Here is a 22,211-nt window from a genome sequence, read left to right on the forward strand (position 1 = left end):
GGACATTTGCGATGGATTATCAATTTGCGAAAAGTATCGTACATCTGGAATCATCGGTCGTTCGCGACATTCTGAAGCTGACGCAGGGCAACGAGATCATTTCGTTTGCCGGCGGGCTGCCTGCCGAGGAGTATTTTCCGGTCGAGGCGGTTAAGGACGCCTATGCCCGTGTGCTTGACAGCGGAACCAAGGCGCTGCAGTACGGCCTGACGGAAGGATTTTTGCCGCTGCGCGAAAAAGTGTGCGAGCGGATGCGCGTGAAAAAAAACATGCACGTCGAGCCGGACAACATGATTTTGACGACAGGCTCGCAGCAGGCGCTCGACCTTTTGGCCCGCGTCTATCTGGATGAAGGCGATGTCGTGCTCGTGGAAGACCCCACCTATCTGGCGGCGCTCCAGTCGTTCCGCTCCCATGGTGTCACGGTGGTTGCGGTGGAAAGCGATTCGCTCGGGATGAATATCGACGATTTGCACGCAAAGATCAAGGCGCACAAGCCAAAGCTCGTCTATGTCGTGCCGACGTTCTCCAATCCGGCAGGACGGGTGTGGAGCACGGAACGCAGACTGGGTCTTCTGGCGGCTTGTCGCGCGAACAATGTGCTGATTCTCGAAGATGATCCGTATGGAGAAATCAAGTTCGATCCAAATGCCGATTATCCGACGATCCTGTCGCTCGATCAACATCCGCACGATTCCGCTGTCGTCTACTTGGGCAGCTTTTCCAAGACGGTCGCACCTGGCTTGCGCACAGGCTGGGCGATGGGCGACAAGCGCGTCATCCAGGCGATGGCGAAGGTGAAGCAAGCTTCCGACCTGCAATCGAGTTCGATCGACCAGCAGGCGCTGTATCAGCTGTTCGTCCATTTCGCGCTGGACGAGCATCTCGCCGTGACGTGTGCCCAATACAAAAAGCGCATGGAGCTTATGCACGACCTGTTTGTCGCGCAAAACCTGCCAGGCTTTACGATCAACAAGCCGGCGGGCGGCATGTTCTTCTGGGGCGAGCTGGCGGAAGGGATGGACGCTTCCGAGCTGTTGAAGATCGCGGTGCAAGAAGGCGTCGCTTTCGTTCCGGGCGCTCCATTCTGCGCAGGCACACCGATGAAAAATACGCTGCGGCTCAACTTCACCCATAATAATGAAGAGCGGACCAAATTGGGTGTCGAGCGATTTGCCAAAGCGTATCAGGCGTATATGACGCAGGTTGTGAAGTAGGGAAGAGAGAAAGGGTCGCAGATGATCTGCGGCTCTTTTTCCTTTGGTTGGAAAAACTAAGGAAAAACGAGTTCACAGAGGGTGTTAGCTCGTTTTTTTTTTGCCTTGGTCATGCAGATAAAAGGGATAAATGGGACAAATGGGTGAAAATCAGCCAAATATTCCCGTTTATTGTGCGAGGATGCGGTCAAATATCCAGTCATGCTTCCCGTTTTCTGTTTTTCTGCAATTGGCAGAATATTTGCTTATTCATACAGAGAAAGACAGCAGCGTCCGATCTTCGCTAGAGGGCGGCGCTTTGGACGAGGAGGTTGAACGGGAATGAACGATTTTCCCTTTCTCTGAACATCGTTTTGATTCGGAGGGAGAGAGCCGCTTAGAACCGATCGCAGGCATGATTCGATTAAGGATGACGATGGGAGGAATGTAGAATGAAGACAGAGGAAATTTGGAAATGGACGGCAGCGGAAGTAGCGCAGGCAATTCGTACGAAGAAGGTATCCTCCCGTGAGGCTGTCGAAAGTTGCTTGCAACGTATCGAAGAAGTGAATCCGAAAGTGAACGCCATGGTGGAAGTCTCTCGCGACGAAGCACTTGCAAGTGCGGAAGCAGCGGATCGGGCAATCCAGGCTGGGGAACCGCTTGGCCCGCTGCATGGCGTACCGGTTTCGATTAAAGTGAATACGGATCAAGCGGGGCATGCGACGACGGAAGGGGCTCCCGCCTTTCGTGATAACATTTCCCCGATCGACAGTCCGCAGGTTGCGAACTTGCGAAAAGCTGGGGCTGTCTTGATTGGTCGGAGCAATACGCCTGCTTTTTCGTTTCGCTGGTTTACCAATAACCAACTGCATGGCAGAACCCTCAATCCTTGGGATGGCTCCCGAACACCTGGAGGTTCCAGTGGCGGTGCAGCCGTCGCGGTAGCAACGGGCATGGTACCGATTGCTCACGGGAATGATTTGGCAGGTTCCATCCGTTACCCAGCCTATGCTTGCGGCGTGGCAGGTCTGCGTCCTACAGTGGGACGGATACCGAGTTGGTCCAATATGGGGTACTCGCTCTCCATCCAGACGATGGGCGTACAGGGACCGCTCGCCCGCACAGTGGGGGATCTTCGGTTAGCTCTTGCCAGCATGAGTCAGTTTTCCCCGGATGACCCGACTTATGTTCCGGTTCCTTTAACAGGCGAGCCGCTCAAGTATCCGATCCGTGTCGGATTGGTAAAAGATGTTGGCATCGCCCCGCCAAGTCCCGCCGTTAATCAAGCTTTGGATGAAGCAGCTGCCAGGTTGACCGCTGCGGGTTATATGGTGGAAGAGGTTGAAATGCCTCTATTCGCTGAAGCGCATAAACTTTGGCATCTGCTGTGCATGGAAGATTTTCGCACGGCGATGCCGTTGGTCGAACAATTTGGGGATGAGGAGATCAAACTGTCGGCGAAACACTTCTTCGCTGTTGGCGAAGAGTGGTGGGGGGCAGCGCCTCAGCTCGCTGATGTTCTGCGCGGTTATGCGCGTCGCGGTGCGCTCATTGTTCAACTGCAGCAATTTTTGGAGGAGTACCCGTTACTGCTGCTACCCAGCTCGGCAGAGCAAGCATTCGAACAGGATGCGGACATTTCAAGCGTGGAAAATATGCGTCGCGTAGTGGCAGCTCAGTGGCCGATGATGGCTGTTGCAGTGTTTGGTGTTCCGGCGCTCTCGATTCCGACGTCGGTTGTCGGAGGGCTTCCTGCAGGTGTGCAGATGATCGGCAGGAAATTTCGGGAAGACACCTTGTTTGATGCAGCGGAAATCATTGAAGCGCATGCCACCATTCGAACGCCGATCGATCCTATGTAAGGCGGTTAAACCTGTTCGTATGTTCTATTTTTGGTTTCAATGCTTATCATAACGAAAGAATCGTCGTTGCTAAAGAGACACAGATCGCATACGCCGGATTTGTGTCTTTTTTTTATGGTCAAGAATTCGATTCTGCTTGTTTTTTTGCAAAAGTTAGCTAATTATGGAAGGGAGGCACTGCAGCGTTTTGCGCTTGGCTTCAAGGATGCGTGTGAGGACGCCCCAACCATTGTGGATTTATTCTCGCGCGCAGAGCTGGATTGAGTGCCATATGGACACTCTTTTCCAATGCCTTACTGAGGTGAAACGATTCCGTACTTCTTTCGTCTTATTCATTGCGTGAAAAGAAAGATGGAGAGCGAAAGGAACTGGCCCTTATTTATGAAAAAAGTACATTTGTTATCGTATGCATTGATCTTGAGTACGTTGTTTGGTACGAATGCTTATGCAGATTCACACCAACAAACGGCTGCACCAGTCCCTTACAAAGTAAGTGTCCCAATTAGTGGCAAAGATAAACAAGGAAACACTTTTGAGAAATCAATGGCTTATGTGAAGAGTATACAGGTAAAAAACGGAAAACTGATGATCTCACTGGACTATATACAATGGTTTTTCGGTGATGCAGCAGTAAAAGCCTATCATGAAGATCATCCAAAGGAAAAAGGGGACTACCCCATGGAGTATTATATTCGTAATAACAGTGCAAAGATCAGAACGTTTGAAATATCCCCAAAAGCTTCCTTTACGCTTCAAACCAACTCTACAAAAGATGGGAACTTCCAGTGGAATGAAGCTGTCAACGTAAATACGTTTAAAAAATTTGTGATATCCAAAGGGATTCCCTTTCATCTGCCATTCCAAATTGAAGTAACGAATGGAATGGTCACGAAAATTACTGAACAATACATACCCTGATTTTTTACCATTACAAAACAGCGGCATTCCCGTATTAACTTACTTGTACGAGGGCCGCTGTTTCTTATGAATTCGTTCTTTTCACCTGTGTTACTTTAACTGATGCCTCGCTACCGAACCCTTTGCTTCAACTGCTCCACATTCAACCCATCGTACTCGGCAAATCCTGTCTTCTTAAGCGAAATGGTTTTCCCGTCTAACAACGGATACACCCCTTGCCATAAGCCAGTGAGCGAATAAAAGCCCGTCCCTCTGACCGGATGGAGAAAAAATACATAGTTTCCTTCCGCCAGTGGTCCCGGATATTTGTCGTTCAAGGGATCTTTCGCGTCGGGAAGCGGCTCGATGCCGACACTCAGGAGTCGAATGAGCCTTGGCGATGCGCCTTTGATCACACTGTTGACCTGCAATGTCTGGATATAGTTCACAACTTGATATGCACCGATTTTTTTTCCGGTGGGAAACGATTGAAAGCTGCTGTTTGCCGATGCCGATACGATCAGCGTGGACTTTTGCGCCAGCTGGCGGGCATTCGCCGCCGGTGTTGTGTCCAGCTGAAGCTTGGCGATATCCGGTCGCTGTGCCCAAGCTACCTGACACTGCAGCAGACTGATCACAAGCAAACAGGCAAATCCCAAATGGCCTAGCACACGCATCCAAAAAGCCTCCTCGCCATCCAATTCCATTCATTCTCTACTGTGGATGTTCGGATGTGCCATTATGCAGCGTGCGGCATTGGAAAGAAAAGGGCTATTCGTTTTTCAGCAAGATCGACATGAACGGAAGCGTCGTAAGCCCGTCTTCATGCAGATGCTTGATTTCGTTGGAAAAATAGCTGATGTCGTGCTCATACGTCCGCGCGTATGACTGCATCATGCGGACAACCAAATCGGGTGTCAACCCTTGCTGCGAGGCGGAAAGTGCGACCAGATGATACTTGGCCGTTGTATAATGGAGCACCATCAACATCCACTCGTCGAACGGTTCTTTTCCTTTTTCGATGCCGGCAACCGGGAACAATTGAGCGAGCACATGGTTGACCAAATAGTTTTCCATCATATAGTCATGCTCGGTCATGAATGGTTGATAATAGCTGTGATAGGCGGTAGTAAACCGATCGTGCGTTTCCCAGCCTTGGCGGCACAAGTCCACGAGTTCAAGATAGCGTTGATTCGACACATAGCTTTGCACATGCGTTTCGATCGTCTGGCGGAAATAGGCGAACTGGACATCGGGTTCGATGGGCAAATCAGCGACCAGCTCAGCCACCGCGCCTCTGTCGAGCATATCGCGGTAATCTTTGATCCGCTTTTTGACACGGGACAGCTTTTCATAGGAAAAATCGGCGAAAAAGCTGCCGAGGACGAGCAGGCGATCCTCGATGCTGATCGCGCGGTGCTGCAAAACGTCCAAGACAAAGTGGCGGAGCATGTCAAAGACCGCCTCCAGGTCAGGATCGTCGACCAAATTATCGATCACGGGATCGGCAGGCAGCTGCACGCGTTCCTCGGTAATGCGGATGCCGTCGCGGTTCAGCAGGACGAGGCGTGCTACCTCCGGGCAGGAACAGGCGCCGGTCAGCTCGTGCCGATCGAAAACCATGTTGTACTGGCGCGGATAGGTCGCACAGGTGCGGGACAGGTGAGTCGGCCCCAGCTCGAGTTGAATCGAGCAAAGCTTTTCCGTATTGAGAAACGGGCAAAATTCGCCTTTGGGGAATTTGATCGTCGCATAATCGGAAAAAGAAGTTTTCATCTTGTTGCGGCGGATGTGCATTTGAATCCGTCTTTTCAGCTTTTTGTCCGGAATTCGCTTGTATTTGACGAACGTTTTTTTATCGATGTCGACATACCAGCCTTGGCAGCACGTATCCTCGCACGTGTCACCGAGGCATTGAAAGTCTTTCATGTAGTTGGCACTGTTGTAAAAAGATTTGGTCATGGATAACTCCTTTATGAATGTAAGGCATGCCCCCCATTATAACAGCAAACAGGCAAAAAGCCGATGCTCCTTTTTTGGCTGGAGATCGGCTTGGCTGTACGAATGTGCGCTACGGCCGCTGAGGTTGGAATGTCGTGTTCATCAGTGCCCACTTGTTTTGGGCGCGGTCCCATTTCCAGATCGAGACGACGTAGCCCAACGTATCTGCATTAAACGCTCCGCTGACGCGTTGGAACCCTTGCAAATCGTAAATGCCGTCGTTATTGATGTCAACCGGGCGCAGTTCGGCATAGTCATTCGTCATGATCGGGGTCGGTTTGACCAACCGGCCGTTTTGGTAGATGCCCAGGTTGTCGTACTGCTGTTTACGGTTGGATACGTCGATTGTGTACGCCTTGTTTTGTTCCGCAACGTTGATTTTTACTTTGTAATTGTCGAGAAACTGTCCGGAAAGCGTGAGGGGCGGCGGTGTCGGGAGTTCTTTCGGCTGGTTGGCCCGAGCCGAGTACAAATGGAAGGTGGAGACGCCACTGCTGCCGCCTGTGGAGGCCGAGAAAAAAATCTCCGCTACTTTATCGCCGGTAAAATCGTAAAATTGCATGCGCGGATTGTAGCCGCCGTCTGTCGTGGTAAAAAAGGTATACCCTTTGACAGGCGGATTGTACACCATAATGGTAAACGACGGGTTGTACACATCTTGCGGGTTTTTCTTGTTGCCGACCAACGTTACGGTATCAGCTGTCTGATCACCGGTTACATCTGCCTGCTGCTCGGCAAGCACAAAGCCGACGACAGGTGCGGGTCCGTGCGGCTGCGGATCAGCGTAAGTAGTAGAAAGAAATGGTTGGCTGCACAGCAGCAAGACAGCGGCGATGGCAACGATCAGCCGGTTTCGGTTCATAACGGAGACCTCGCTTCCTACTCATTGTTATTCTCCCCATATTTTGCGGGGAAAACAGGGAATTATACGAGCAATGATGCGCGCTTCGTTCAATTCGGGGATGAGGTGTGGTAAAATTTTGGACAACAATGGCAATCAACATGGCCGCAGGTTTTGTTCGCGTGTTGGGCAGAGCCTGTTTTTGAAAAAGGAGCAAACGACATGGTTCAAATCGAAAAATACGGGCATGGCGGAGATTTGCAGACAGCCGAGCTGGCATTCGGCAAGCAGGAGTGGCTTGATTTTTCCGCCAACATCAATCCGCTCGGCCCGCCGGAAACGGTCGTCGCCACGCTGCACCAGGAGCTTGGGCGAATGATCCATTATCCTGATCCCGGACACCGCCGCTTTCGCCACGCTTTGGCACAAAAGCTTGGCGTACCGGAAGAATGGCTGTTGATCGGCAACGGGGCGGCTGAATGCATGGCGCTCGCGTTGCAGCATCTCGCCGTGAAGAAGGTCGGCGTGCTCTACCCATGCTTTTCCGAATATACGGAGCTGTCGGGCAAATACGGGGCAGAGGTGAGCGGGATTTATGGGACAGCTCCTTCATACAAGCCGAAACGAGAAGAAGTGGAAGCGTTGATTCGCTCGTCGGAGCTTGTTTTCATCGGGACCCCGAACAATCCGACCGGCATCATCTACAGCCGGGAGGAATTGCTCGCATTTGCGCAAACCGCGCAAGAATCGGGCACATGGCTGGTGGTGGACGAAGCGTTTCTCGATTTTGCCGAGCCGCACAGGCAGTTCACGCTATTGCCTGAGTTGGCGCGGTTTTCGCGCGTCCTTTTAATTCGTTCCATGACGAAAATGTATGCGATCCCCGGGTTGAGACTTGGCTATACGATCGCCCATGCCGACGTCATCGAAGGGATGCGGAAAAAGCAGATCACCTGGAGCGTCAACCAATTGGCATTGATCGCGGGAGAGGCGTGTCTGGCAGAAGATGAGTACGTGGCATGCACACGCGAGCTGATCAAACGGGAGCGCCAGCATATGCAGCAGTTCATTTCCGACCGATTGGGCTGGGACGTGACGGCTGGTGAAGCCAACTTCCTGCTGATCCGGCTGCCGCAGGGGATGTCTGCGGAGTGGATGCAGGAAAAACTGGGCAGGCGCGGCATTCTGATTCGCAGCTGCTCGATGTATCCGGGTCTTGACCCCGAGCACATTCGCGTCGCGGTGCGGACGAGAGCGGAAAATGATCGTCTGCTCATGGCGTTTGCAGATGTGATGGAACAGGAGGAGCGATCGTCATGAGCGTAATTCTGATCACAGGCGGCGTGCGTTCCGGCAAAAGCCGCATCGGCGAGGAGCGGGCAGCTGAAGCAGACAAGGTGGTCTATGTTGCGACCGGGATGGTTACGGATGCGGAGATGCGCGAGCGGATCACCCGCCACCAAAACCAGCGGCCCTCGCACTGGCGGACGCTGGAAGCGCCGGAATCTTTGCTCGGCACGATCAGGCACTTTGCGGCAGAGGAAACGGTGTTGCTTGACAGCTTGACGACGTGGGTCAGCAATCGGCTGGTGACGGTTCCAGAGGAAAAAATGCGCGATCAGGGCGTGACCGATGCGGTTTTGGGCGAGCTGGGAACCTGGCTGGAGCAGATGAAAGCGCGTCAGCAGCGCGTCATTGTGATCACCGATGAAGTAGGGTACGGAGGGATCGCGATGTCGAGGCTGGGAAGATGGTTTCAAGATGTGCTGGGAGAAGCCAACCAGCTCGTCGCCTCGGCAGCCGATGAAGTCGTCGCGGTTATGTCCGGCATCCCTGTGAGGATTAAAGGATGAAGGCGTTTTTGCATGCAGTCGCATTTTTGACACGCTTGCCGGTACCGCAGCTATCGGCGCAGACGCGCGATTGGACAAACAGCGTGGCGTATTATCCGGTGGTGGGTGTCATTCTCGGATTGATGTTGTGGGGGATTGCATGGCTTGCGTCCACTTTGTTTCCGCCAGCGGTTGCCAGCATCCTGGTGCTTGGAAGCTGGGTCTATTTGACAGGCGGACTGCATCTGGATGGCTGGATGGATGTGGCGGACGGGCTTGGCAGCAATCGCGACCGCGAGCGTATGCTGGCCATCATGAAAGACAGCCGGGTCGGCGCGATGGGCGTGATCGCCTGCGTGCTGCTTTTGCTGTTCAAAGGGGCAGCGATCCTGGAACTGCCGCATTCCGCAGCATGGCCCGTCGTTGCGACTACCGGCGCGCGCTTCGCATTGACGGGCGTCATCTGGTTTTTCCCATACTTGTCCGAACGCGGATTGGGGAGCGGACTGCGGGACGGACTGTCTCCCTGGAAGCTGATCGCAGGCGGCATTGTTACGGTCGGTGTGACCGCTTGGCTTGCCGGGATAGGCGGACTGATCGCTTTTGGCGCAGCGCTTGCAGGGGCATGGCTGCTTGCTCGTTTTTTGGTGAGCAAGCTTGGCGGGCTGACAGGCGATTGCTACGGTACGGTGGTGGAAGGGACGGAAGCGATGCTGCTCGCATTTTTGTTGATGGTGGAGAGGATTGGCTTATGAGATGGATATGGGTGAGGCACGCAGAGACAGAAGCGAACCTGGCTGGGCGCTATGTCGGCCATGCCGATGTGCCGCTCAGTGAACAAGGGCGGGAGCAGGCAGCACATACGGCCAAGCGATTGGCGAATGAACCGATCGGACAGCTGTTCGCAAGCGATCTTGCGCGCGCGATGGACACGGCGCGCGCGATCGGCGATCTCCACGGATTGGCGCCCCAGCCAGTCCCGTCGCTGCGCGAGCTTGATTTCGGTGATTGGGATTTACATACATATAATGAAGTGATGCAAAAACAACCGGAGCAGCTGTACCGCTGGTATGACGATCCGTTTACGCTGTCGCCGCCGTCTGGCGAGACGCTGCGCAGCTTGGGCGAACGGTTCGATGCATGGCTGCTTGGACAATTGGAGTGTCAAGAGCAAAAGACGATCGTTTGCGTGACACATGGCGGACCGTTGCGCTGGTTTCTTTGCAAATGGCTTGCAGGTGACGAAGCAAGCTATTGGGCAGTGCCCGGCGTCGCCTGCGGCGATTTTGTCATCACAAGCTGGGATGGAAGGGAGTGGAGGCGGGCATGACGCAGCCATTCCGAACCGGCGAGACCTATCGCTCGACAGTGCTTGATTGGGTCACCGTCACCTACCAGCCCGATCATCTGCACATTTGCTCCGCCAAAAAGCTGGAGACGATCAGCAGTGCGGTTTGGGGAGGCGGCTTTGGCCATGCCGATGCGATCGTCAATTGGAGAGTTCCACTCACATACCGGGCAGCAGATCCGCAAGCGATGATGCGCGATCAGCTCTTCATATGGGGGTACGCACCCGAGCGGACGATCGGGCTGATGACTGCCGCCAAACTGACGCATGCCGCACTCAGCGAGGAAGAGGGCGATGCCTTTCGCCTGCTCGCCTGCACGACAGCGGGGACGGGCAATGCCGCACGCGCAGGAAAAGTGGCCCGCACCTATCCAGCCTATCAATGCGGGACGATCAATACGGTGTTGATCATAGAGGGGTGTATGAGCCAGGCGGCGATGGTCAACGCGCTGATGACAGCCGTGGAGGCAAAAGCCGCTGCCATGCAGGATGCGAAAGTGGTAAGCGCAGCAGGTGAGCTGGCAACGGGTACGACAAGCGATGCGATCGTGCTGGCCGTAAGCCAGCACGGGTTCGCGGAAACCCACATGTTCGCAGGAACGGCCACGACCATCGGCGATGCGATCGCGCGCCATGTGTATCAGACCGTATGCGAAGCCGTTCGGACACAAAAGGAGGAGTAGCATGCATGCAGCGATAACCCTTCTGCTTGCCTATATCGTCGACCGCATCGTGGGGGACCCGCGATTTTTGATTCACCCCGTCGTGGTCATGGGACGGGTCATTTCATGGCTGGAAAAGCAAATCCGCAAAGGTTGCCGATCAGATCGTGCACTCAAATGGGCAGGGCTGCTTTTTCCGCTCGTACTGGTCGGCGGTTCGTATCTGGCCGTGTGGGTGCTGCTTTACGCGTTGGCACGGCTCTCACCGTGGCTCGCGTGGTCGGCGGAAATCTGGCTGATCTCGACAACCATCGCGTCTAAAGGGTTGGCCGATGCAGGCATGGACATTTTTCACCATCTAAAAAAGAACGATTTGCCGTCTGCCCGTACGGCTTTATCGATGGTTGTCGGCAGGGACACGGACAAGCTGGATGAACCGCAGATCGTCCGGGGCGCCGTCGAAACCGTCGCGGAAAACATGGTGGACGCGATTATCTCGCCGCTGTTTTTTGCAGCGATCGGCGGAGCGCCCTTGGCGATGGCCTATCGGGCGGCGAATACGCTCGACTCGATGGTCGGCTACAAAGATGAGCGCTATTTGCATCTCGGCTGGGCGTCGGCTCGCTTTGACGATTTGGCCAACTACCTGCCAGCCAGGCTGTGCGCGCTTTTCATCGTAGCGGCGGCCTGGCTGCGCGGACAAAGCGGGACGGGTGCCTGGAGGATGATGCGGCGTGACGCACGCAAACACCCCAGTCCAAACAGTGGATTTGCCGAGGCGGGCGTAGCCGGAGCGCTCGGCATCCAGCTCGGGGGACTGAATACGTATCGCGGGGTGCCGTCCCATCGCGCGCTGCTCGGCGATCCGACCCGTCCGCTTGTGGCGGATGATATTCCACGGACCGTCGCCATCATGCACACAGGCGCGTTGATTGGCGTTGGTTTGTTTGCTGCCGTTTTGCTGCTGATCGCCTGTCGATCATAGGAAGAGTGAGCCTTTGGGTGATAGGGCGAACCTGTGGCAACAAGTGGAAATCCGAGCGAAATGGTTGCTTTTTTCACGTGATCTAGCGATAATTAGGACGAAATCGAACGGACACCGTAAAAAATTTCTGCAACCATTTGCCCCGGTATTTCGTAGAACGTATAAGAGCGTATCGAATCAGGTGACCATGCAGGAACGATAACGAATCAAATGCAGGCAGGAGTGAACGTAGATGAAAGTATGGAAGGAAGTTTTCAGCTGGACAAAGTCAATCGTATTCGCCTTGTGTGTCGCTGTTTTGTTGAACGTATTCGTCGTTCAACCGACAAAGGTGCAGGGAAGCTCGATGTTCCCGACCTTGAAAAACGATCAGACGATCTTTATTTCCAAATTGCCTCACACATTCAAAGAAACGCCCGACTATAACGACATCGTTATTCTCGATAGCCGCGTAGACCGCGAACGCACGCTGAAGGATGATTTTTTGGAAAGCCCGCTGCTTCATTTGTTCGCAGCAGCTTCTGAAAGCGATCAGGATGACCACAACATTTGGGTGAAACGCGTCATCGGCAAGCCGGGAGATGTGCTGGAGTTCAAAGAAGACGGGGTTTACCGCAATGGGGAGAAATTGAGCGAGCCTTACATCAAAGAACAGATGATGATTCCGCAGCCCGAAACCATCACCGTTCCTGAAGGACATGTGTTCGTCATGGGTGACAACCGCAACAACAGTAAAGACAGCCGCTACATCGGCGCAGTGCCGATCGATCATATTCTGGGCAAAAAGTTTTACTAAACCAATCTACTTGACGTGCAGCTGCTCAAACTGGCTGTATAGATCGCGTACGGCAGCGACCAAAGCGTTGGCAGCCCGTCCACGGTAATGGTTTTGGATGACCGTGACGATCTCTTCAATTCCGTCGCGCAAGCTGAAACCTTTCAGCAGGCTGCCGACGAAATCGCGGCCGTGCTGTGTGGCCAACGTGCAGGAAGCTTCAACGATGACCGCGTATTTTCGGTCGATTTCAACCGTGATGGTCAAGGATTCATACACGTTTTGCGCAGCCATCCCTTGTGGCAGCCGCGCATGTCCGGCAAGAAAATACGTTTTGGCAGTATTCATATGAAAAGTCCCCCTCTAATCTTGTATCGGAATGATGTTAAGTATAGTAGAATTTTCTGGATTCGGCAAAAGGAAAGGAACAGCTCCAACAACGGTTTTCCTCTTTTTTCGCCGCCGTCCCAATCCCTACTCGCGCATTCACAGGCGTGTGACCGGGATTGGGATTTTTATGTTTCCTCAAGGATGCTTGCGGAAGGTGAACGACGCGATATCCTGTTGCAAGCGAAGCAGACCGTTTTGCGTATACGCGTATACGGTGAAACGCATACATACGTTTATTATCTACAATCAGAAGTCGTTGTCTTCCCAGTTTTTTCCCGTGTGTCGGACGATGAACGAAAAGAAAACAGTCTCGCGTACATGGTACGCGAGACTGTTTTCACGAACGGGCAACGATACGAACCGTTACACTTTATCCATGCGCGGCTGCTGCTGCATCCGGGGCTGCGGCTTTCGCATGTTGCCGATCAAATAGCCGAGCAGCGCGCCGACGAGCGCAGGCGCAACCCAGCCGATCCCTTCCGGATAAAGCGGCAAACGGTTATACAATGCGGTGATCACATCGAGCGGCACACCGAGCTGGACGAAAGCATCAACCAGGCTGACGAGCGCGGTGCCGATGAGCGCGCCGACATAGACAGCGCGATAGCCGCGGAAGTACCGATGGAAAAACGAGAGAACGATAAGCACGATCGCCAACGGATAAATGCCGATCAGAACCGGCACGGACAGCGCGATGATTTGGCTGAGTCCGAGATTGGCGACAACCGTGCTGAACAGTGTCAAAATCCCGATCAGTTTCCGGTAAGAAAAGCTTGGAAACAAGCTGGCAAAATATTGACCGCTTGCGGTGATCAGCCCGACAGATGTCGTCAAGCATGCCAGTGTGATGGCAAGGCCGAGCAGGACATTCCCGAAGGAGCCGAAAAGATGGTTGACCACCATGGTCAAGATTTGCCCGCCGTTCTCCGCATCATGGGCAAGCGATTGGCTGGTCGCGCCCAGGTAGCCAAGCGCAACATAGACGAGCGCCAATGCGGCGCCTGCAATGACGCCAGCGGTAAGCGTAGTCTTGACGAGCTGGCGGCGGTCGGTAATACCGCGCTCCTTTACCGCTTGCAGCACGACAATGCCAAAAACAAGCGCGCCGATCGTGTCCATCGTAAGGTAGCCTTCAATAAAGCCTTTGATGAACGGTGCTTTCTGATAGGCGACGGACGGCGCCGCGAAACCGCCGATCGGAGAAACGAGGCTGCGGATGGAGATGATCGCGATAATCAACAGCAACAGCGGGGTCAGCAAGTTGCCGATCCGGTCTACCAACTTGGATGGGGTTAGGCACAGCCAATACGTCACGGAAAAATAAATGACGGTATACAGCAAAAGCGAGAGATTGCTGGCACCTTCGGCTTGTGGCAAAAAGGGAGCCATGCCCATTTCAAAGGCAACGCTGCCGGTGCGCGGGATACCAAAAAATGGCCCGATGGCCAAATAGATGACAACGGTGAATACCAACCCAAACATCGGGTGAACACGGGAGGCGATCGTCTGCAGATTCCCGCCGGAAACCGCGATAGCTGCCACACCCAAGAGCGGCAGGCCAACACCCGTGACAATAAAACCGATAATCGCTGATGGATAGCTAGTACCAGCGGCAAGCCCCAGCGAAGGCGGAAAAATCATATTCCCTGCACCGAAAAAAAGCGCAAAGAGCATGAGTCCGATCGAGAGGATTTCTTTGTTCGATAATGCTTTCATGTTGTGTGCTCCTAACAAAATGGAATGGCAGAAAAAAACGATAAAAGTTAGTATAGATGATCATGGCGCAGAAGGGAAGGGTCCGCGAAGTTGAGCGAGTATTCACACTATGCCCATCTCGGTCCGCAACCATGCACAGACCGTTGAAACGAACGCAATGTATGCATGATAGTAGCCATACAGCAGACAAGCTCGAAAGGGAGGAAAACGACTTTTTGGCCTCCTCAACGCCATTATTTGTACAAAAAAAGCTGTCCTTTGGAGTAAGGACAGCTTTTGTCTATGCGATTATTTTACTGCAGCTTTTTCCAAATCGAGCACGCCTTGATGGATCAGGTTGAACAAATCCTCGATCTCGGATTCTTCGATGCACGAGAACGCCACGCGCAAGTCGGTTTCCCCGAGGGCGATCGTTCCGACGCCATAGTGCTCAAGCAGATGATTGCGCAATGTTTCCGCGTCGACGGTCTTCAATTTCAGGCACATGAAGTAGCCGGAGTTGAATGGGTAGTAATCCCAAACCGCGTCGAACTTGCCGCTGTCCAATACCGCTTTCGTACGGTTCGCGCGGCCTTTCATGATCGCAAACTTTTCTTCTTTTTGCGCATGGAACTCGGGGGAGTTCAACGCATGCAGCACGAACGTCTGGGACGGATGCGGACCGCTGGAGATGGTCCCACGGATAATGCCCATCGTTTTTTGCTCCAGTGCGCCAAGCAGGGCATCGCTGTTGCCGGAGTAGGTGATGAAGCCGACACGGAAGCCCCAAACATATTCTTCTTTCGTCGCGCCGTCCACTTTGATCGGCAAAATGCGCGGATGCAGGTTGGAGAGCGCCCCAAACAGCGACTCGGTCAGCGAGTTTTCAAAGAACAGGCCGAAATAGGCATCGTCGGTTACGGCGACCACATTGATGCCCGCTTCCGCGCCCGCCAGGATCGCAGCGACGATTTCCTTGCCTTCTGCCGCATTTGGTGTATAGCCGGTCGGGTTGTTCGGGAAGTTGAGGATAACGATCGCTTTGCCTTTTTCTTTTTGAGCCAGGATCGATTCGCGCAGACCGGCTGCGTTGAAGGTGCCTTGCTCGTTGTACAGCGGGTAGTTTACGATTTCGGCGCCACGGCGAATCGTGAACGTAAGCTCGTAGTTTTCCCAGTTTTTGTCCGGAATGATGACGCTGTCACCAGGGCCGGCAAACAGGTCGGCAACGATGCTTAGGCCATGTGTCAAAGCGTTGGTCACGAGCGGGTTGCCGAATGTTTTTCCTTCGAGCGACGGGTTTTCCTCGATCATTTTTTTTCGCCATGCCGCGCGGAGCTCCGGTTTGCCGGCAGGCGGCGCATATTCATAAATATCTTTTGGCGCATACGCGGACAATGTATCTTGAATCACTTTGAGGTGCATCGGCTCGCGGTTTTCCAGCGCGATCCCGATCGTCGCGTTATATTTCTTGGCTTTTGCTTTCGCTTCAGCGGATTGGCTCAAAATGCCTTCTTTTGGAAAGTAAATCTGTTTGCCAAGATCGGAGAGCATGTCATAGACGTGCGGATTTTCAGCTTGAAGCGTTTCGTTCAATTTTTGCGCTAATGGCTGCATAATGACCTTCCTTCCAACAATTCAATTCATCAAAGTGGTTTCTTTCGTATTATACCTCTTTCCAAGGAAAGGGGCGAGTGTAAATGCGAATAATCATTCGCACGATTATAAAAATGTACGTAAATGGTGGTGAAAAGTTGATCGGTAAAATCAAATTTTTCGTGATCCGCCGCTGCAAAATTTAGGCTGAATAGCGCGGGCACGCTGCTGAATACTAGAAGCGAGGACAATACGGAGGGGTGGATCACGATGGATCAAAAGAAAATCAATGCCGAGATGCAAGAAGTGAGCGCATATGCCACCAAGCAGAGGATGAACCAGCGTGAAGTGCCGCTCTTGGAGGAGACAAAAGGGACGCCGAAAGCAACCAACACCAATCTGAACGAGGAATAATTGGCAAAAAAGCCCGATGTGACGGGACATTTCCGACACATCGGGCTTTTTGCGATCGAATTAAGGTGTAGCCAGTACAGGCCACACATCTTTCGCCTCTTCACCCAAATACCAAGCGGCGATGCCGCCGAGCATGTTGGATGCGGCCAGCTGTTTGCGATACGCCATTGCGGCGCGATCTTCCAGCCAAATCTGGTGCTTTTGTCCGTTTTCCGTGAATTCCACATAGTTTTGAGCAAGCGTGCTGTCCCAGCGTTTTTGCAGTTTTTTGCTCGCAATCAGCTGCTCCACCTGTGCCATCGTGCGCTCCGTCGCCGTCACTTTGCCTGTAGCGACATCCGTGACCCATTCCCGGTTGAAAAGCGGGACGCCGAGCAGCACTTTTTGCGGAGGAACGTCTTGAAGCAGCAGCCGAAGACCTTCCTTGACCCACGGGAGGGACGCGACGGAACCAGCAGAATCGCTCGTTTCCCAATGCTCCTCATAGCCCATCATGATGACGTAATCCGCCACTTTGCCCAATGCCGCACGGTCAAAGGAACCGGACCAATAAGGATCGGGGTTGTCCCGCGTCACATCGACAGAGACGGTCATCTTATAAGGATGCAGCGCACTTGCAAGCTCTTTCACAAAGGCTACGAATGCTTGTTTATCTTCGGGCGCAATGTTTTCAAAATCAATATTGATCCCATCCGCCTGCAAGTCGACCAGCTTTTTGGTGACAAGTGTGACGAGCATTTGTCTTTTTTTCGGGTCAGCGATGGTGCTTTTGGTCAACGCGTCGTCAAAGTGGTTGCCAAGCAATACCCATACTTTTTTGCCGGACGCATGCGCCCATTTGACATAGCGGATGTCGCCCGTTCCATCAACCAGCGTGCTTTTGTTCAAAAACAGCCAGCGCGGCGAAACGACGTTGGTCCCGGGAGCAGCCGTGCTTTGCCGAATGTAATCATCCGTCGTGCCGAACGAATTCCAGCCGAGCAAAATGCGCGGATAGGTTTTCGTCGTCACGTTTGTTTTCCCGATCCAGACCTGTTTGCCGCCTAAAATCCGGATTGCATAAAAAGTGGGAACCGTCGAAACAATCGGATATTCTTCCCCGTATGACAGCGTGCCCGCCACCTGTGACTGAACGGTTGCCGCTGTGAACGTGTACGCCTTCGGAACCATGATTTTGACGACCGTAATCGAAGAGGTGGCAGCTGAACTATGTATCGGGAATGGAAGCAAGAAAACGAAAAGCAGTAATGTGATTCGAACGACAAGTTTTTTCAAGGGTCAAAGAACCCCTTTCCCCAACGGAACTAAACAACGGGATTTATTGTAAGTCAAGGAAAGAGGCTTGAACAGGTAAGGATTGTTGGAAAAAAAGGGAGAAGTACGCTATTTTTCGCCGTTTTGTTCGCGCCACGCCGTAAGTCCGCCGTGCAGGGAAAGCGCAGAAAGCCCTTGTTCCCGCAGCAGTGCGGCGGCTTTTTCCGCTTTGTTGCCCGAGGTGCAGACCGTTACGATCTGGGCTTCTGGCGGCAGAGTGGCAATCAGTTCAGACAAGCCGTTTTTTTCTAGCATCGCGGCATAGGGAAGATGCTTAAGCGGTACGCCATCCAGCTGCAGGCTGCCGGTGCGGAACTTTTCTTCATCGCGCACATCGAGCAGCACCAGCGGGGCTTTTTCCTTTGCTTTTTGTACCAGGGCGTCGGCAGAGAGCGGTTGATGTTCCATGTTCATTCTCCTTGCATTTGTTTGTCATGCCAGCCTGCGTCAATCATGATCGGCAGGGCATCAGCTTTGGAAGTACGATACCATAGGTACACGTATTGGGCAACCGTGAACGGGTAACGCTGGATGGCCGTTCCAAGAAGCAGCTGAGGGAGACGAGCGATTTCGCGAAAAAACGTTTTTCCATTCCTGGCATTGCAAAGCCGCACCTGTCTGGATTACAATGGCAGTAATACATAAAATGATTATCATTCTCAATAACATAGATGAGAGGAGCAACGTGATTTTGAATGGAAGTCAATCAATTGGCCGAATATTTTTCGATCCATCTTCAAAAAAAAGATAACGCGCTCGTTTCGCTCGCTGGAACAGAGGCACAACATACAGGGAACATGAACGCTTTGCTCGAGGCGTATGCTCCGCTGATCAAGGCACGGGAGCCAAAAGCGGCAGCCGCTTATTTTGGCAGTTGGATCAGCAGTCTGGCATTATGCTTGCAATACGCACTATCCATGGAAAACAAAGCGCCTGACCTGGCACTTTCCAATCTGACGATCCAGCTTTACCGGGAGGGCGGGCAGCATGACTGGTCATTCGCCTTTGTCGTCGAGGAATGGAAGGAAGGGAACGGGCCATCGGGGGAAGCGGAGCGGGCAAGCTGGAGAGAGGAGACGTTGAGCCGGTTTTATGCCGAAACGATGCGACCGCTGTTGGAAGCGGCAGCGCAAGCAGGCGGGCACGAGGTTGGCCAGTTATGGGGACAACTGCCGACCAAGTTCAACTATTACCTTGAACATTTCAGCGATGCGGCGCCATCCTGCGCGATCCGGCACAGAATCGCCGCTGATTACGATTATTTGAGAGGCGAGCTGTCACCAGCGGTATTTGGCCGCAAAAAAAATCCGTTTGATGTAAAAATCCGCTACATCCCGGATTGGCGCGATGACAGCAAGCAGGTCAGGCAAAAGAACGTTTGCTGCCTGTATTATTTGACGGGGGACGGGCAGTATTGCTACACATGCCCGCGAATGAAGGAATCCGAACGTGCGATAAGGGCGGAGGAAATGAGGAGCAGCCAGGCAAACAGATGAAGGATCAATTTCTGGCAGGAACCATGACTGCATGATTCGGCTGTGCAACGTTAATAATTTGAGAGATCCATAAAACGTTGCGAAAGGATTGTTGCCTGCGTATGAGGTCTCTTTTTTACCGTCTTCAGCTCGTCTGCATCGCGCTCTTGCTTGGCTGCAGTCCGAATGCGCAGCCGCCAGCAACTCAGCAATCGCATACGCAAGAGCTGCGCATCAGCCAAAGCAAGCCGGCGCGGAAACCCGGGATGATCGTGCTGGGATGGAATGCGTTCGGCACAACGCCTACTTATATTGAGCAGAGCAGCATTGCCTGGAATATGAATGTCGTTTCTCCCCGCTGGTTTACGCTGGACAAAGACAAGCTGGTCGCAGGAGAGGTCGATCCGAACTATGTGAAATGGGCGCACAAGGCAGGGAAGCAGGTGTGGGCGTTTTTTGGCAACAAATTCGACGCCGATCTCACCGATAACCTCATAAGCAGCAAAAAAACGCAGATAAAGATCGCCGACAAGCTGAAAAATGCGCTGGTCGACAACCAGGTCGACGGGCTCAATATCGATTTCGAGAACATCAAAGAAAAAAACCGGGATGATTATGTCGGTCTCGTCGCGACCATCAAGCAAGCGCTGGCGCCGCACAACATCGTCGTGACCGTCGACGTGACGCGGACCAATCCGGACCCGATGTGGTCGGGCAGCTTTGATCGCCATGGATTGGGGAAGGTGGCCGATTACATCGTGATGATGGGCTATGACGAGGATTTGGGCGGCGGTGGAAAAGTTGGATCTGTCGCTTCCTTGCCTTGGGTGGAAGAAGGCGTACAACTGCTGCTCAAGGACGTTCCGGCCCATAAGGTGATACTCGCTACCCCGTTCTATACGCGAGAGTGGGTTACCGATACAGCCACAAACGCGACCAACAAGTTCGATCGAACCATGGTGGAGATGGAGCAGATCATCAAGGAGCGGGGCTTGCAAAAAAAATGGGACGACCGGGCCAAGCAAAATTATGTGGAATACACGGAAAACGGGCAAAAGCATCAGATGTGGGTAGAAGACGAAGAGTCGATGCAACAGCGCCTGGGACTGGTTGACAAGTATGGACTGAAAGGTGTCGCCGTGTGGGCAGTCGGGCTGGAAAAACCATCGATCTGGTCGGTTTTCGGCCTGCCGAATTAAGCGTGAAGCAGGAGCTGGAACACAAAACATACAAAGGAAAGCAAAACCAGTCAGCGCACGCACAATCAAGCGTGTTTTGACTGGTTTTTTTCGATGTCAGAGTTGGCGGAAAATTACTTATTGTTTAATTATTTTATACATTTGTTATCCTCACTAAAAAATATTACAATAAACGTGTAATTCAGGAGAACAGCTAGGTAGAAGACGTAAACCGGTGCGAAGCAACTTGTGTAACCGTTTGCGTAGCATTCCGAATTACAGGCAAACAAAGGACCTGAGAGGAAGGGGTACTGGAGTGGAAAACAAAGAATTGAAAAGAGGTCTGGAAGCGCGTCATATTCAGATGATCGCTTTGGGCGGCACAATCGGCGTAGGGTTGTTTATGGGGTCTGCGAGCACGATCAAATGGACAGGTCCGTCCGTCATGCTTGCGTACGCAATCGTCGGGATTTTTATCTTTCTCATCATGCGCGCGATGGGGGAAATGTTGTACCTTGAGCCGAGCACGGGTTCATTTGCCACTTTTGGCCATAAGTATATCCATCCGTTAGCAGGCTATGTCACAGCCTGGAGCAACTGGTTCCAGTGGGTAGTCGTCGGCATGTCCGAAATTATTGCCGTCGGCTCTTACATGAAGTATTGGTTTCCGGATTTGCCAGCCTGGATCCCCGGCATCATTGCGATGGTGATTCTCGGTGCAGCGAACTTATTTTCGGTAAAATCATTCGGTGAATTTGAATTTTGGTTTGCTATGGTTAAAATCATCACGATCGTCTTGATGATCATTGCCGGAATCGGACTGATTTTCTTCGGTATCGGCAATGGCGGGCACGCGATCGGAATTTCCAACCTGTGGGCAAATGGAGGCTTCTTTACCGGCGGCTGGTCAGGCTTCTTCTTTGCGCTGTCGCTCGTCATCGGGGCTTACCAAGGCGTCGAACTGATCGGGATTACGGCCGGTGAAGCGAAAGATCCGCGGAAAACGTTGACCAGTGCGATTCAAAGCATCATTTGGCGTATTTTGATTTTTTACATCGGTGCCATTTTTGTCATTGTAACCGTTTACCCTTGGAACCAGCTGCACGCGATCGGCAGTCCGTTTGTCGCGACCTTTGCGAAAATCGGGATCACCGCAGCGGCAGGAATCATTAACTTTGTCGTCATCACGGCTGCGATGTCCGGGTGTAACAGCGGTATTTACAGCGCGGGACGCATGCTTTATACATTGGGCGTGAACGGGCAGGCGCCAAAAATCTTTACCAAGCTGTCGCACAACGGCGTGCCATTGCTTGGGACGATCGGCGTGATTGCGGGATTAGGGATCGGCGTTATTTTGAGTTATCTTGCGCCGGAAAATCTGTTTGTGTACGTATACAGCGCAAGCGTGCTGCCAGGCATGGTGCCATGGTTTGTCATTTTGATCAGCCAAATTCGTTTTCGCAAAGAGAAAGCAGCCGAAATGGCGAGTCATCCATTCAAAATGCCATTAGCGCCTGTGACCAACTATGTCACGATCGCCTTTTTGCTGATGGTGCTGGTTGGCATGTGGTTTAATGATGATACGCGCATTTCCTTGATTGCCGGCATTGTTTTCTTAGCGATTGTCGTGATCAGTTTTTATGCATTAGGGGTTGGCAAGGCGAATCCCGAGGGTGGAAAAACGGATCGTTCGGCTCGCACATAATCGTGATCACAAGATAGGGACACGTCTCGGCGATGTCCCTAT

The 22,211-nt window shown here is 52.8% G+C and carries 22 protein-coding genes; 14 read left to right on the plus strand and 8 right to left on the minus strand.

Going from position 1 to position 22,211, the window contains the following annotated elements:
- Positions 1–11 precede the first annotated feature (11 nt).
- The 3 genes from ACTID9_RS13925 to ACTID9_RS13935 all read left to right on the plus strand — a co-directional run bounded on the left by ACTID9_RS13925 (position 12) and on the right by ACTID9_RS13935 (position 3,979).
- The gene (locus tag ACTID9_RS13925; RefSeq protein WP_441072082.1) at positions 12–1,217 is read left to right on the plus strand and encodes a PLP-dependent aminotransferase family protein; all 1,206 of its coding nucleotides are present in this window, start codon (positions 12–14) and stop codon (positions 1,215–1,217) included.
- A gap of 431 nt (positions 1,218–1,648) precedes the next feature.
- Positions 1,649–3,061: an amidase family protein gene (locus ACTID9_RS13930; RefSeq protein WP_441072084.1), complete on the plus strand. Its 1,413-nt coding sequence runs from the start codon at positions 1,649–1,651 to the stop codon at positions 3,059–3,061.
- Positions 3,062–3,442: 381 nt separating this feature from the next.
- Entirely contained in the window at positions 3,443–3,979 is a 537-nt protein-coding gene (locus ACTID9_RS13935; protein ID WP_441072086.1) for a hypothetical protein, read from the plus strand.
- A gap of 110 nt (positions 3,980–4,089) precedes the next feature.
- Here ACTID9_RS13935 and ACTID9_RS13940 read toward each other — a convergent pair whose 3' ends face one another.
- From ACTID9_RS13940 to ACTID9_RS13950, 3 genes are all read right to left on the minus strand, one after another.
- Complete coding sequence (locus ACTID9_RS13940) at positions 4,090–4,635, minus strand: hypothetical protein (protein ID WP_441072087.1); 546 nt, start codon at positions 4,633–4,635, stop codon at positions 4,090–4,092.
- A gap of 94 nt (positions 4,636–4,729) precedes the next feature.
- Positions 4,730–5,920, minus strand: coding sequence for a flagellin lysine-N-methylase (gene fliB, locus ACTID9_RS13945; RefSeq protein WP_441072089.1), 1,191 nt, complete (start codon positions 5,918–5,920; stop codon positions 4,730–4,732).
- A 109-nt stretch (positions 5,921–6,029) separates the two neighbouring features.
- Positions 6,030–6,821, minus strand: a complete 792-nt coding sequence (locus ACTID9_RS13950) for a hypothetical protein (RefSeq protein ID WP_441072091.1) — start codon at positions 6,819–6,821, stop codon at positions 6,030–6,032.
- A gap of 201 nt (positions 6,822–7,022) precedes the next feature.
- On the opposite strand from ACTID9_RS13950, the gene cobD reads away from it, so the two are divergent.
- The 7 genes from cobD to lepB all read left to right on the plus strand — a co-directional run bounded on the left by cobD (position 7,023) and on the right by lepB (position 12,423).
- Positions 7,023–8,120 (plus strand): threonine-phosphate decarboxylase CobD, encoded by a 1,098-nt coding sequence (gene cobD / locus ACTID9_RS13955; RefSeq protein WP_441072093.1) that lies wholly within the window; start codon positions 7,023–7,025, stop codon positions 8,118–8,120.
- The gene (gene cobU / locus ACTID9_RS13960) at positions 8,117–8,653 is read left to right on the plus strand and encodes a bifunctional adenosylcobinamide kinase/adenosylcobinamide-phosphate guanylyltransferase (protein WP_441072095.1); all 537 of its coding nucleotides are present in this window, start codon (positions 8,117–8,119) and stop codon (positions 8,651–8,653) included. The genes cobD and cobU overlap by 4 nt, the downstream gene beginning before the upstream one ends.
- Positions 8,650–9,387: an adenosylcobinamide-GDP ribazoletransferase gene (gene cobS, locus ACTID9_RS13965; RefSeq protein ID WP_441072097.1), complete on the plus strand. Its 738-nt coding sequence runs from the start codon at positions 8,650–8,652 to the stop codon at positions 9,385–9,387. Before cobU ends, cobS begins: the two co-directional genes overlap by 4 nt.
- Positions 9,384–9,962 (plus strand): histidine phosphatase family protein, encoded by a 579-nt coding sequence (locus tag ACTID9_RS13970; RefSeq protein ID WP_441072099.1) that lies wholly within the window; start codon positions 9,384–9,386, stop codon positions 9,960–9,962. The genes cobS and ACTID9_RS13970 overlap by 4 nt, the downstream gene beginning before the upstream one ends.
- The gene (locus ACTID9_RS13975; protein WP_441072101.1) at positions 9,959–10,663 is read left to right on the plus strand and encodes an adenosylcobinamide amidohydrolase; all 705 of its coding nucleotides are present in this window, start codon (positions 9,959–9,961) and stop codon (positions 10,661–10,663) included. The genes ACTID9_RS13970 and ACTID9_RS13975 overlap by 4 nt, the downstream gene beginning before the upstream one ends.
- 1 nt (position 10,664) lies before the next feature.
- Entirely contained in the window at positions 10,665–11,627 is a 963-nt protein-coding gene (gene cbiB, locus ACTID9_RS13980; RefSeq protein WP_441072103.1) for an adenosylcobinamide-phosphate synthase CbiB, read from the plus strand.
- Positions 11,628–11,859: 232 nt separating this feature from the next.
- Entirely contained in the window at positions 11,860–12,423 is a 564-nt protein-coding gene (lepB, locus tag ACTID9_RS13985; RefSeq protein ID WP_441072105.1) for a signal peptidase I, read from the plus strand.
- 6 nt (positions 12,424–12,429) lie between these two features.
- Here the strand turns inward: lepB and ACTID9_RS13990 are convergent, their stop codons facing one another.
- The 3 genes from ACTID9_RS13990 to ACTID9_RS14000 all read right to left on the minus strand — a co-directional run bounded on the left by ACTID9_RS13990 (position 12,430) and on the right by ACTID9_RS14000 (position 16,104).
- On the minus strand, positions 12,430–12,750 hold the full coding sequence (locus ACTID9_RS13990; protein ID WP_441072107.1) for a DUF3870 domain-containing protein: 321 nt from the start codon (positions 12,748–12,750) through the stop codon (positions 12,430–12,432).
- A 405-nt stretch (positions 12,751–13,155) separates the two neighbouring features.
- Positions 13,156–14,508 carry a branched-chain amino acid transport system II carrier protein gene (gene brnQ, locus ACTID9_RS13995; protein WP_441072109.1) on the minus strand — a complete coding sequence of 451 codons (1,353 nt, stop codon included), beginning with the start codon at positions 14,506–14,508 and terminating at the stop codon, positions 13,156–13,158.
- Positions 14,509–14,796: 288 nt separating this feature from the next.
- A complete protein-coding gene (locus ACTID9_RS14000; protein WP_441072111.1) occupies positions 14,797–16,104 on the minus strand; it encodes an aminotransferase class I/II-fold pyridoxal phosphate-dependent enzyme in 1,308 nt (435 codons plus the stop codon).
- Positions 16,105–16,353: 249 nt separating this feature from the next.
- Between ACTID9_RS14000 and ACTID9_RS14005 the strand changes: the two genes are divergently transcribed.
- A complete protein-coding gene (locus ACTID9_RS14005) occupies positions 16,354–16,497 on the plus strand; it encodes a hypothetical protein (protein ID WP_441072113.1) in 144 nt (47 codons plus the stop codon).
- Positions 16,498–16,557: 60 nt separating this feature from the next.
- Here ACTID9_RS14005 and ACTID9_RS14010 read toward each other — a convergent pair whose 3' ends face one another.
- Both ACTID9_RS14010 and ACTID9_RS14015 read right to left on the minus strand, forming a co-directional pair.
- Positions 16,558–17,772, minus strand: coding sequence for a glycosyl hydrolase family 18 protein (locus ACTID9_RS14010; protein ID WP_441072115.1), 1,215 nt, complete (start codon positions 17,770–17,772; stop codon positions 16,558–16,560).
- 108 nt (positions 17,773–17,880) lie between these two features.
- On the minus strand, positions 17,881–18,219 hold the full coding sequence (locus ACTID9_RS14015; protein ID WP_441072117.1) for a rhodanese-like domain-containing protein: 339 nt from the start codon (positions 18,217–18,219) through the stop codon (positions 17,881–17,883).
- A gap of 287 nt (positions 18,220–18,506) precedes the next feature.
- On the opposite strand from ACTID9_RS14015, the gene ACTID9_RS14020 reads away from it, so the two are divergent.
- From ACTID9_RS14020 to ACTID9_RS14030, 3 genes are all read left to right on the plus strand, one after another.
- Positions 18,507–19,307, plus strand: a complete 801-nt coding sequence (locus ACTID9_RS14020; protein ID WP_441072119.1) for a Fe-S oxidoreductase — start codon at positions 18,507–18,509, stop codon at positions 19,305–19,307.
- A gap of 101 nt (positions 19,308–19,408) precedes the next feature.
- Positions 19,409–20,485: a glycosyl hydrolase family 18 protein gene (locus ACTID9_RS14025; RefSeq protein ID WP_441072121.1), complete on the plus strand. Its 1,077-nt coding sequence runs from the start codon at positions 19,409–19,411 to the stop codon at positions 20,483–20,485.
- A 295-nt stretch (positions 20,486–20,780) separates the two neighbouring features.
- Complete coding sequence (locus ACTID9_RS14030) at positions 20,781–22,169, plus strand: amino acid permease (protein WP_441072123.1); 1,389 nt, start codon at positions 20,781–20,783, stop codon at positions 22,167–22,169.
- Positions 22,170–22,211: the final 42 nt, after the last annotated feature.

The sequence above is a fragment of the Brevibacillus fluminis genome, assembly GCF_052072235.1.
GTDB classification, from domain to species: domain Bacteria; phylum Bacillota; class Bacilli; order Brevibacillales; family Brevibacillaceae; genus Brevibacillus_D; species Brevibacillus_D fluminis_A.

Bases quoted from the DNA above. Each gene is read 5' to 3' on its own strand.
- cobD (WP_441072093.1), top strand. From the start codon at position 7,023: ATGGTTCAAATCGAAAAATACGGGCATGGCGGAGATTTGCAGACAGCC.
- ACTID9_RS13990 (WP_441072107.1), bottom strand. From the start codon at position 12,750: ATGAATACTGCCAAAACGTATTTTCTTGCCGGACATGCGCGGCTGCCA.
- ACTID9_RS13930 (WP_441072084.1), top strand. From the start codon at position 1,649: ATGAAGACAGAGGAAATTTGGAAATGGACGGCAGCGGAAGTAGCGCAG.
- lepB (WP_441072105.1), top strand. From the start codon at position 11,860: ATGAAAGTATGGAAGGAAGTTTTCAGCTGGACAAAGTCAATCGTATTC.
- ACTID9_RS13970 (WP_441072099.1), top strand. From the start codon at position 9,384: ATGAGATGGATATGGGTGAGGCACGCAGAGACAGAAGCGAACCTGGCT.
- cobS (WP_441072097.1), top strand. From the start codon at position 8,650: ATGAAGGCGTTTTTGCATGCAGTCGCATTTTTGACACGCTTGCCGGTA.
- brnQ (WP_441072109.1), bottom strand. From the start codon at position 14,508: ATGAAAGCATTATCGAACAAAGAAATCCTCTCGATCGGACTCATGCTC.
- ACTID9_RS13935 (WP_441072086.1), top strand. From the start codon at position 3,443: ATGAAAAAAGTACATTTGTTATCGTATGCATTGATCTTGAGTACGTTG.
- ACTID9_RS14005 (WP_441072113.1), top strand. From the start codon at position 16,354: ATGGATCAAAAGAAAATCAATGCCGAGATGCAAGAAGTGAGCGCATAT.
- ACTID9_RS14020 (WP_441072119.1), top strand. From the start codon at position 18,507: ATGGAAGTCAATCAATTGGCCGAATATTTTTCGATCCATCTTCAAAAA.
- ACTID9_RS14025 (WP_441072121.1), top strand. From the start codon at position 19,409: ATGAGGTCTCTTTTTTACCGTCTTCAGCTCGTCTGCATCGCGCTCTTG.
- ACTID9_RS13925 (WP_441072082.1), top strand. From the start codon at position 12: ATGGATTATCAATTTGCGAAAAGTATCGTACATCTGGAATCATCGGTC.
- ACTID9_RS13950 (WP_441072091.1), bottom strand. From the start codon at position 6,821: ATGAACCGAAACCGGCTGATCGTTGCCATCGCCGCTGTCTTGCTGCTG.
- ACTID9_RS14000 (WP_441072111.1), bottom strand. From the start codon at position 16,104: ATGCAGCCATTAGCGCAAAAATTGAACGAAACGCTTCAAGCTGAAAAT.
- ACTID9_RS13940 (WP_441072087.1), bottom strand. From the start codon at position 4,635: ATGCGTGTGCTAGGCCATTTGGGATTTGCCTGTTTGCTTGTGATCAGT.
- cobU (WP_441072095.1), top strand. From the start codon at position 8,117: ATGAGCGTAATTCTGATCACAGGCGGCGTGCGTTCCGGCAAAAGCCGC.
- fliB (WP_441072089.1), bottom strand. From the start codon at position 5,920: ATGACCAAATCTTTTTACAACAGTGCCAACTACATGAAAGACTTTCAA.
- ACTID9_RS13975 (WP_441072101.1), top strand. From the start codon at position 9,959: ATGACGCAGCCATTCCGAACCGGCGAGACCTATCGCTCGACAGTGCTT.
- cbiB (WP_441072103.1), top strand. From the start codon at position 10,665: ATGCATGCAGCGATAACCCTTCTGCTTGCCTATATCGTCGACCGCATC.
- ACTID9_RS14015 (WP_441072117.1), bottom strand. From the start codon at position 18,219: ATGGAACATCAACCGCTCTCTGCCGACGCCCTGGTACAAAAAGCAAAG.